General features: G+C 61.8%; 9 protein-coding genes and 1 tRNA gene. 2 read left to right on the forward strand and 8 right to left on the reverse strand.

Features of this window, described 5'->3' with window-relative positions; genetic code table 11:
- Positions 1 to 7: 7 nt before the first annotated feature.
- From WDO70_03185 to WDO70_03220, 8 genes are all read right to left on the reverse strand, one after another.
- Positions 8 to 886: an LptA/OstA family protein gene (locus WDO70_03185; protein ID MEJ0062214.1), complete on the reverse strand. Its 879-nt coding sequence runs from the start codon at positions 884 to 886 to the stop codon at positions 8 to 10.
- 12 nt (positions 887 to 898) lie between these two features.
- Complete coding sequence (lptC, locus tag WDO70_03190; protein ID MEJ0062215.1) at positions 899 to 1,558, reverse strand: LPS export ABC transporter periplasmic protein LptC; 660 nt, start codon at positions 1,556 to 1,558, stop codon at positions 899 to 901.
- 46 nt (positions 1,559 to 1,604) lie between these two features.
- Positions 1,605 to 2,234, reverse strand: a complete 630-nt coding sequence (locus WDO70_03195; protein ID MEJ0062216.1) for a ribonuclease D — start codon at positions 2,232 to 2,234, stop codon at positions 1,605 to 1,607.
- Positions 2,235 to 2,347: 113 nt separating this feature from the next.
- Positions 2,348 to 2,434 (reverse strand) — tRNA-Leu (locus WDO70_03200).
- A 34-nt stretch (positions 2,435 to 2,468) separates the two neighbouring features.
- The gene (locus WDO70_03205; protein MEJ0062217.1) at positions 2,469 to 3,005 is read right to left on the reverse strand and encodes a TlpA disulfide reductase family protein; all 537 of its coding nucleotides are present in this window, start codon (positions 3,003 to 3,005) and stop codon (positions 2,469 to 2,471) included.
- The gene (locus WDO70_03210) at positions 3,002 to 5,854 is read right to left on the reverse strand and encodes a cytochrome c biogenesis protein ResB (GenBank protein MEJ0062218.1); all 2,853 of its coding nucleotides are present in this window, start codon (positions 5,852 to 5,854) and stop codon (positions 3,002 to 3,004) included. The genes WDO70_03205 and WDO70_03210 overlap by 4 nt, the downstream gene beginning before the upstream one ends.
- Before the next feature lie 207 nt (positions 5,855 to 6,061).
- Complete coding sequence (locus WDO70_03215; GenBank protein MEJ0062219.1) at positions 6,062 to 6,574, reverse strand: DUF882 domain-containing protein; 513 nt, start codon at positions 6,572 to 6,574, stop codon at positions 6,062 to 6,064.
- Positions 6,575 to 6,591: 17 nt separating this feature from the next.
- A complete protein-coding gene (locus tag WDO70_03220) occupies positions 6,592 to 7,239 on the reverse strand; it encodes a winged helix-turn-helix domain-containing protein (protein ID MEJ0062220.1) in 648 nt (215 codons plus the stop codon).
- A 157-nt stretch (positions 7,240 to 7,396) separates the two neighbouring features.
- On the opposite strand from WDO70_03220, the gene WDO70_03225 reads away from it, so the two are divergent.
- Together WDO70_03225 and WDO70_03230 are read left to right on the forward strand one after the other, a co-directional pair.
- A complete protein-coding gene (locus tag WDO70_03225; GenBank protein ID MEJ0062221.1) occupies positions 7,397 to 8,449 on the forward strand; it encodes a hypothetical protein in 1,053 nt (350 codons plus the stop codon).
- 87 nt (positions 8,450 to 8,536) lie between these two features.
- On the forward strand, positions 8,537 to 9,343 hold the full coding sequence (locus WDO70_03230) for an undecaprenyl-diphosphate phosphatase (GenBank protein ID MEJ0062222.1): 807 nt from the start codon (positions 8,537 to 8,539) through the stop codon (positions 9,341 to 9,343).
- Positions 9,344 to 9,644 lie beyond the last annotated feature (301 nt).

Consider the following 9,644-nt stretch of genomic DNA (forward strand, 5'->3'; position numbering starts at 1 on the left):
ATGATCTTCAAGGCAGTTGCGGCGCGCCGGCTTCCGAGCCGGGAAGGAAAAGAGCGCGAATCCGGTTGTCTTTGCCCGCGGCGGTCATGCGGCTCAGACCGGTATTCATATCCACTTCGGCCACCGCGCCTTCCATCTGGCTTTGGCCGCGTGTCACCTTCACATTGCCGCTCAGGACGGCACTGTTGCGGTTCATGTCGTAGACGCCGCGGTCGCCGCGCACCACGTCGCCCTTCGTGGTGATGACCACATGGCCCTCCGCCGTCAGCTGCTGAAGCTCCATCGTGCCGTTCGGCAGCGTGCGGAACTGCGCGATCAGCATGTCGGCGGCGACGCGGCGGTCGTCGCGTATCGCAACCGCGTGGCCGCGCGCCACGGCCTGCAGCTTGTCTTGCCAGTATTCCATCGCGTCGCTGGCGGTCACGACCGCCTTGGAATCCGTGAAGCGCAGATTCTTGCCGGTCAGCACGGCAAGGCGCTTATCGGCGTCATAGGTGCCTTCGTCGCCCTCGATCACATGCTCTTTGGATTGGATCCGTACATTGTCGCGGGCTGCCAGCCGGTATATCTCATGTTTGCCGGAAGCGTCCACGCGCTCATAGGCGGCAAGTTCTTCGGCGCTGATGGTGACATCGCCGCGCGCGGCCTTGGCCTGGCCCTTGGCGAGATACATCCGCTCGTTCTGATGCCATTCGAGGCTTTGCTGCGCGGTGACTTCGATCGGGCCGCCGCCGCCGAGGCCGGCCGGCATGAACGAGCTTTGTTTGTTTGCGGATGGCTGCCCCGCCGCGTTCGCCGGAGCGGACGGCGGTTCGGCGGCGAAGGAGGCCGCGGCCCACAGCAGGCAGACGGCAAAGCAGGCGAAGGGACGAAAACGATTCATCATAGAGCGCTCAAGTTATTTCCTGGTGAGTTCCGAGCCGAGGTCGCTTACCGATTCACCAGAATTCAGGATAGCACGCGAAGCGCCGGTGAACACCACCACTTTGCCGCCGTCATAGGCTCGAAAGCCCTGGCCCTCGATGGTGCCGAAAGCGCCGGTCACCCGCGAGGGCTTATCCCCCCATACGACGCGCTGCCCCAGATCGATGAACAATTCATCGGTATGAAAATGGTAACCGCCGCCATGCGCCAGATCGACATCGCCGCCCAGCCAAAGCCGCTTTTTTTCCTGATCGAACCGTCCAAGCTGGGCGGTGCCGGACACTTCGATATTATCCTGTAGGGTCATCTGCGCCTGAAGCCCTTCAAGATCGACGAGCAGCTTTGTCTGCGGCTGAAAGGTCGCCCGGGTGGCGGTCAGGGCATAGGGGCGGTTCTGGTCGTCGGTGCCGGTGAAGTGCGGCTTCTCCATCGTAAGTTGCGGCAATTTCGGGGTCGGCGGCAGCTGAATGAGATGCTGCGATGCCGCAAAAGGCCACAGAAATACCGCGCCCAGCACGATCATCGCGGCAATCGGCAGCGCGACGCGCAGCCGCGCCACGCGCTTGGTATGCCCCATATGCGGGAGCGGCAGCCGGTCGAGCGGCGCAAAGATGATTTTGGATGCAGCGGCCATGAGGCTATTTTCGCGCTAAACGCCTACGATAGCAATATCAACCGATTTAGCCTGGTCTGGAGGTCGGGCGATGGGCGAAAATATCGACATCGCTCCATCCGGCGATATCGAGTTCGGCCCGCGTCGGCAGGAACTGGCATATTGCCGCGGCAAGTGCGGCGCGGCCTTCGCGCGCCAGTGTGGCGTCGAGCTTGATGCGGAGCTGATGCAGATGCAGCACGTCGGACGCGGCATAGGCCAATTGCTCCGGCGTCAGATTCGGCGCCCCCCAGTCGGAGGTCTGCTGCTCCTTGGAAAGGTCGATGCCGAGCAAATCGCGGGAAAGATCCTTGAGGCCGTGGCGCTCGGTGAAGGTGCGGGTCAGCGCCGAGGCGATTTTGGTGCAATAGACCGGCGCGGCCATCACGCCGAGATAATATTTGATCGTCACGAGATCGGCGCGGGCGAAATGGAACAGCTTCGTGACCTTGGGATCGGCGAGCAGGCGCTTGAGGTTGGGCGCGTCATATTCGCCCTTCTTGAACTGCACCAGATGCGCGTTGCCGTCGCCCGACGAGAGCTGCACCAGGCAAAGCCGGTCGCGCTCCCAGTTGAGGCCGAGCGATTCCGTATCGACCGCGACGGAGTCGCCGAAGCTTAGAGAGTCCGGGAGGTCGCCTTGGTGAAGGGTGATCATATGCATGTCCTGATAAAGTCCGTCTTCGCTCCCTTCGGGAGCTTCGCCGGACACTGCTTCGCTCTAACGGGCTAAGCGCGGCTGCGCCACGCGTAGCCCGCAAGGGCGAAGCGTGGTGCCCAGAAGAAGACTCGAACTTCCACGACATTTCTGCCACAGGTACCTGAAACCTGCGCGTCTACCAATTCCGCCATCTGGGCCTTGCGGCCAATTTCGGGGCGGGAGAGGAAAGAGTCAAGGTCTTTCATGCGTTAACGCCGCAAGCTTCGCTTGCATGGCGGCGTCTTTCCAGTCGGCAGGGCCGACGATCTTGCCGCGCATGGTCATATCGGGCGCGATCAGGATGGTTTCGGGATAGCCGAAAGTCTGAAATATGTCCTGCGCGATTTTTTTCTCCGGATCATGGATGACGAGAAAATTGGCGGGCATGCCGTTACCGCCGCGCTTGGCGGGTATGTCCGCCAGGAATTTTTCCGCTGCCGCGCGCTCGGCATCGACAGTGACGGCCAGCACGGTGATATCGCGGCGGGTTGCGGTAAAATCGAGCAGGCCGGGGAATTCGGCGGCGCAGGGCGCGCACCACGACGCCCAAAAATGCAGCAGGACGATCTTGCCCTTGAGGTCATGCAGTCTGCCGCCATGCCCATCGATGGCCGTATAGGCAAAATCCGGCGCGGCCGAAGGCGGCGGCGCGGGCTGTTCGTCAAGAAGCGGCAGACTCACAACGGCCAGCCCGCCGAGCAGCAGGGCGAGAATGACGATTTTTTTCATGCGCGTCCTCGCCGCAGCAGGAAGGCGATCGCCGCAAGCTCAACGGCGATGAACGCGGCCAGTCCCATGACGCCTTGCTCGGCGAATCCGTATGAATGCAGTCCGATGCCGAGGAAGTTGACGCCGAACCAGGCCAGCGCCACGACGACGCTCAGGAATGAAAGGCCTGCCGTGAATCCGCGCTCGCTGAACTGCCCGGCGATGCGGCCATGCAGAAGCCATATGAGCCACAGCACGATCAGCAGCGCGCCGTTTTCCTTGGGGTCCCAGCCCCAGAACCGTCCCCAGGATTGATCCGCCCATATGCCGCCGAGCAGGGTTCGGGTTCCCGTCGCCGTGAACAGCAGCGACAGCAGCGCGAACAGTTTCAGATTGTCTTCCGATGCCATGCCTTGGCTGGACTGCCACAATGCGTAATGCGCCAGCGCCGCCGTCACCAGGCATAGCGCATAGCCTGCGGTGATGCAGATGACATGCGTTGTGAGCCAGAATTTCGTGTTCAGCACGGGGAGCAAGACGCCCAATGTATCCCCCGCAGGCGCGAGAGCCATGGCGACGATTTGCAGCAGCAGGCCGAGCGCGCCTGCAATCCACAACGCCGCCCGATTGCTTTTGATCCGGCTCCAGCCGAAAGCCGATGCCGCGACGATGAAACCGACAAACAGCACGGATTCATAGAGGTTGCTGACCGGGGGGCGCCCTAAAAGATAGACGCGTAACGCAAGGCCCAGGCCGTGGACGGCAAGCGCTGCGCCTATCGCAAGCGACGCGAAAGGCGGAATTTTCTCGGCAATTTTCTTGAATCGCATGGCGGCGGTCAAAGCGGCGATGCCCATCCCATACAAAATTAAACTGATAAGAAATGGATCATAGCGGTAATAGAAAGTCTCCAGCGCCAGGCGGGTTTGCGGCGCGGCGCTGCCTGCCTGCGCTAGCGCGGTTTGACGCAGATCATGCGTCGCGGCATTCCATGAGGCGCTGTCTTCCGCCCGCCATGCCGTCATCGCCCGCCGCCATGCGTCGAGCAGCGCGCCGGTCGCGGGACTTCCCGCGCCCGCGAGCATGACGGCCCAGGGGCTGCTCCATTCCTGTCCCGGCCATTGCGGCGGAACGACGCGCAGCAGGCGGTTGCGCGCGCCCGCGATATCCATCAGGTCGAGCAGCATCGCGAAATGAGCCGCCTCGATCTCGCCGGGATCGTAATTATCCAGCGAGTCGCCTTTGGCGGCGACGATTTGCTTCAGGCGCTGCCGCGCGGCCTCGCGATTTCTGACCGCCTCCATATAGTCCGTCGCGTCCGACGCGCCATCGAGCGGCATCAGTATGGTCAGGGACTGCGATAATTCCTGAAAAACCTGAATCCGTCCGGCAAGAGCAAGCAGATAAGTCTCGGCGCGGCTCAGGCCGGCGGCGCGCCGCCGTTCGAGTTTCTCCAGCAGCGGCCTCGCCTCGCCGAGCTTTTCTATAAGGATGCGCGGCGGATAGAGACCGCCCGGCGCGGCATCGAGGCCAAGCATGGCGGCGGCTTCGTTGTCGGCGACGTCGATGATCGGCGCATCGGCGAGGCGGCGCGGATCGAACAGCGCGTCGGCCAGCCATACAATCGCGCCGCCATCGGCGCGGACGCCGCAGATTTCGCCATAGAGCGCGCGCGCGAAACTGTCCAAGGGCTTCACGCGTCCGTCATGCAGCACGGGGATTTGCCGGAAATCCTGCATGGACAATTCCGCCGCGCTTACGGCAGGACTCAACCCGCACATCATCACGATAAGCGCGACGCCCACGCGGCGCGATACGGCGCGGATCAGGATATGGAGCAGCAATCCCGCCGCCAGCAGCGCCGTGGCGTAATAGGGCAATTCGCGGGCCGGATTGCGCATGACGGTCAGCACCGAGACCTCTTTGCCGTTCTCGCGCGCGTAGGAGGATTGATAGATGACGTAGGGGCCATGGCGCAGCGGCTGATTCATCTCGATGATGCCCGGCTTGGTTTCTTTGCCGTCTTCGATGACGACCCGCGAGACATAGGCGCTGGGCTTGTCGGTGCCGGGATGAAGGCTGCGGGTGAACTCCGTGAGGCTTATCGAGAAAGGCAGCGGTATGGGAGTCCGTCGCAGCACGATATCGTAGCGGCTGCCGCCATGATCGATGGAAACAGGCTGCGGCGCGCCTTCCCAGCTCCACCACAGCCCGTCATGCGCGCTGTCCGCGCCCGCGACGGTAAAACTTGCACCGCTTTGCCAGGCTTCTTCTTCCTTGGGCGGCGGGACGGATTCGAAATCGGCCTGCGCCGCCAGCCCGTGGCGCGCGGCGCTCTTTTCGGCTTCCGGTATGGAAGCGGGCGCGCAATGGCGGCATAGTTTTCGTATCGTCAGGGTGAAGGGCGCGGCTTCAATGATTTGCCCTTCATGCAGGGATTTGAAATCAGCCCGGCTGACCGGCATGCCGTCTTTCAGGACGACGAATTCGCGGGTCATGTAGTCCGACATCGCGGCGGTTTTCTCGCCCGCCGCCAGCGCGACAAAGCCTTCCTCGATCTGCGTCGCGGCGATCAGGCCTCCGGCCATCAGAAACAAAACGGCGGCATGAGTCACAATGATGCCCGCGTCGCGCCAGCGCCACGCCGTATCCAGCAGCAGCTTGCCCGCCAGATTGACGCAGATCAGGCCGAGCGTCAGGCCGCCGCCCGGCAAGGGCAGGGGGCCGAGCCACAGGATCGCGCCGCCGAAAAAAATCCGCGAAGCTTCATGGGCGCTGAGCCAGCGCTGCGCCAGCGTGCCCGCGACGAGCAGCAGCATCAGCCAGACCAGCGCGCCGAACAGCAGGCGCGGCGCGGCGATTTCGCGCATGATCAAGAGGGCAAGGCGTTTCATCGGCGGAGTGAAGACCAATATTCGGGCCGAGGCAATCTCCTTTGAGCGCGCCGAAAGCGATGGGCGCAACAAAAAACCCGCCGGGATTATCCGGGCGGGTTTCTCTCGGGCGCAATTCGCCCGTGGATTGTCAATAACACGAGCGGCAGGCGAAAGTCAAGGGAAATTTCCCACACTCGTTTTTTATCCGCCATTCCATGTTCTTACGCCGCCGGTGTCGATATGTACATGGCCGGATTTGGGATAGAAGGCGACGCCGCCGCGCTGCATGGTCCGGGCGATTCCGGCCATCGCCTTGCCGGTAAGATTGGGCACGCGCAGGTCGATGGCGCGGCCTTTCATATGCAGGCTGTTGCGCGCGACATTGCGGTCGCTCTGCGCCAGAGCGGCATTGGTGTCGCTGCTGCGGTAGCATGAAAGAATATCGAAGGTCGCGGTTTCCGGCAGGCCGATGCTGTCGCGCATGTCGGCGATGAAATCCATCAATTTGGGATCGATGCGGGCTTCCTCGCCGTTATGGCGGTCGCGGCAGATACGATTGATCTTGCCGAGCGCGGCGCTGTCATAGCGCCAGTCATGGACATAAAGGACATTGACCGTCTCGCCGCTCGGCGCGTGGCGCAGGCTGATGAAGCGCCGCGCGACGCCGGGATCGCCGAAGCTGTGGGCGCAGGCGGAAAGGAATAACAGTCCCAAAAATACGAGCCGCCGTTTCACGACCATTGCAGCGCATAGCCTCCCATGACGGTGACGATATCGACCTTGTCGCCAAGTTCCGCCAGCTTGCGCCGCAGCCGGTAGATGTGGGTTTCCAGCGTATGCGTATCGATGCCCGCGTCATAACCCCAGACTTCGCGCAGCAGGTCTTCCCGCGTCCATGCCGCGCCGTCGCGCGCGAGCAGCGTCAGCAGGACGGTCTCCTTGTCGGTGAGCGGCTGCTCAAGGCCGCCGTGACGCAGTTTTTTCGCGCCCTGGTCGATGGCGTAGGGGCCGCAGGCGACGGTCGCGGTATTTTGCTCCTTCGATAATTGCACATAATAGCTGATGCGCTCCAGAAGCAGGCCTATGCGCACCGGCAGCGGCAGGGTTTCCGCCACATCCCATCCGTCCCGCGTCTGCCCGAGCAACAGCGCCGGCGCGCGCAGTCCAGCTTCGCGCCATGCTTTCAGCGGCGGAGGCGTCTTGTCCCCCAGCAAGAGGAGCCGAATGCCGCCGATATCATCGATGGGCTGATCCGCCTTGTCCGGCTCGATCATGCGCCAATCATAGCCGGGCGCGTCTTTTCCGTCGCTGCGTCCCTGCTCGGCAAGCGCTTGGGGAAGGATTTTAGGCAAGGCGAAAATGATGATTTGATCCGTCATGGTCTGCCAATACTACGGCAATAATCGCCTAGCGAAAGACTTATTTATGGCGGAAGCGGCTTGAGACGCCGTAGGCATTATGCGCCATCTGATTGATTCCAATGATGTTTTATTTGGCCTGGGATTTGCATTCCTCAGCATCGGGAGAATGCACTTTATGACCGCCATCGATGCTATCAGCGCGCAGCCTGCTCCGGTCGAGGAGGCCAAACGCAACTGGGCAAGGCCAGCGCCGGACGTCAAGCCCTTCAGGCTGGTCAAGGGCGGCGAGCGCAGCATCGCGCCGCAGAATCTGAACGCGCCAACCTGGAAAGAGGCCGTCGAGACCGCCAGCGTCCAGCCTGCTCAAGCCGAGGAAGTCAAGCGCAGCGAGGCCAAGCCATCGCCGAACGTCAAGCCCGCCAGGCTGGTCAAGGGCGGCGAGCGCAGCATCGCGCCGCAGAATCTGGTCGAGCCGACCTGGAAAGATGTCGCCGACACCGTCAATCCGCTGCATCAATTGCCCATCGTCGGCGATGTGTATCGCGCCATCACCGGCGAGAAGATCAGCGGCGTGTCGCGCGTGCTGGGCGGTTTTCTGTATGGCGGAATTTCGGGCGGCTTCATCGCCGCCGCTACCGCCGCCTATGCCGAGGTTCATGACGATCGCAGCCCGGGCGAGATTGTCGTCGCCATGCTGCTCGGCAACGATAAAAAACCCGATGCCGCTCCCGCGCCCGCAGATAAAGCGTCGGTCATGCTGGCCGACGCGACGCCGCCAATTCAAGATAAAGCTCAAGACACCGTTCTGATGGCGCGCGCCGAATCCGCGGCCGCCGACAAGCCCGAGCAGGCCGGGAAGAAATCGCCGATCACGCTGGTCGATGCGGTGCCGCTGCGCGAAAGGCTCAATCACAAGAATGCGGCGCATCTTTCGACCGACGCCAAGCCGCTCAGTCAATACCAGGCTTTCATCGACCGTATCCCGGCGGGCGCCGCCAACGTAATGACCGCCCAGAATCAGAATCTGCAGTTGTTGCAAGGCCTGATCGATCCGCCGTCCGCCGCTGCCGCGCCGGACGAAGCCATGGCCGCCGGCGATTCGGTGGGCAGCCATAATCCCCTGCCGAAGGATCTTATAGAAGACATGATGATCGGCGCGCTCGATAAGTACCAGCGGCTGCATAATGTCGCCGAAAACGGCCAAAGCGGCGGCGGCCCGGCCCGGTAGCCCGCAAAAGATATTTTCCTTGGTTTGCCTGCCGCGAGCCGTTATCTTCGCGCCGCGTAACGCTTGGCTCATATAACGGAACCCATCATGGATTTTCACGCGCTATTGAGTGCCGTTTTTCTCGGCATCATCGAAGGTCTGACCGAATTTCTGCCCGTATCCTCGACCGGCCATTTGCTGCTGACCGATTATTTCATGGGCGTCAAAAGCCAGAGCGACGTCTTCGAGGTCGTGATCCAGCTTGGCGCGATCCTGGCGGTGGTGGCGGTATATTTCGAGCGGCTATGGAAGGCCGTCCGCGATTTCCCAACCCGCGCCGAGGCGCGCTATTTCGCGCTGACCGTGCTGGCCGGATTCCTGCCCGCCGCCGTCATCGGCTTCGCGCTCCATAAATTCATCAAGGAAGTGCTGTTCGCCAGCCCCGCGCTCATCGCCGTGACGCTGATTCTGGGCGGCATCGCCATCCTCTTCATCGAAAGGCTGCCCCACCGCGAACTCGTTACGAATTCGGAACAAATACCGCTCAAGAAGGCGATCGGCATCGGTTTCTTCCAGTGCCTGGCCATGATTCCCGGCGTCTCGCGCTCGGGCGCGACGATCTGCGGCGCGATGCTGATCGGCGTGGAGCGCAAGGCGGCGGCGGAATACTCGTTTTTCCTCGCGATTCCGACCATGGCCGCCGCCGGAGCCTATGACCTTTACAAGAATTATGCCCAGCTTAACGCGCATGATTTAGACATGATCGTCGTCGGATTCGTCGTTTCCTTTATCGTCGCCCTTGTGGTGGTGCGCGGCTTCATCGGCTTTATCGGCCGCCATGGCTTTACCCCCTTCGCCTGGTACCGGATTCTCGCCGGTTCGGTGGTTCTGATGGCACTTGGGCTTGGGTTTTGACACTACTATTTCTTATTTGCGATCAATCGCCGTATTAATACTGGTTAATCCACCAAAAATTAACTTTTGTGGCCGCAAAGTGGCACCTGCGGGTACTTCATAATGTTCGATTAACCGGTGATTCTCGCCGGTGATAAGCGTTTGGCGCACCCGCGCCGGATGGCGCTTGCCTCATCTTTACCCGCAACCGAGCGGGCGCGACCGGCCATTGAAACTCTCGATTCCTGGGAGTGCAAGGTATGTCGTTACCCTGGAATTCCCCTTTGTCTAAGGGGGATGTCAGAAAAAGGATCATGGACGG

It is taken from the genome of Alphaproteobacteria bacterium (assembly GCA_037200005.1).
Lineage (GTDB): Bacteria > Pseudomonadota > Alphaproteobacteria > UBA9219 > RFNS01 > JBBCGY01.

Bases quoted from the DNA above. Each gene is read 5' to 3' on its own strand.
- WDO70_03225 (MEJ0062221.1), top strand. From the start codon at position 7,397: ATGACCGCCATCGATGCTATCAGCGCGCAGCCTGCTCCGGTCGAGGAG.
- WDO70_03205 (MEJ0062217.1), bottom strand. From the start codon at position 3,005: ATGAAAAAAATCGTCATTCTCGCCCTGCTGCTCGGCGGGCTGGCCGTT.
- WDO70_03220 (MEJ0062220.1), bottom strand. From the start codon at position 7,239: ATGACGGATCAAATCATCATTTTCGCCTTGCCTAAAATCCTTCCCCAA.
- lptC (MEJ0062215.1), bottom strand. From the start codon at position 1,558: ATGGCCGCTGCATCCAAAATCATCTTTGCGCCGCTCGACCGGCTGCCG.
- WDO70_03230 (MEJ0062222.1), top strand. From the start codon at position 8,537: ATGGATTTTCACGCGCTATTGAGTGCCGTTTTTCTCGGCATCATCGAA.
- WDO70_03210 (MEJ0062218.1), bottom strand. From the start codon at position 5,854: ATGCGCGAAATCGCCGCGCCGCGCCTGCTGTTCGGCGCGCTGGTCTGG.
- WDO70_03195 (MEJ0062216.1), bottom strand. From the start codon at position 2,234: ATGATCACCCTTCACCAAGGCGACCTCCCGGACTCTCTAAGCTTCGGC.
- WDO70_03185 (MEJ0062214.1), bottom strand. From the start codon at position 886: ATGATGAATCGTTTTCGTCCCTTCGCCTGCTTTGCCGTCTGCCTGCTG.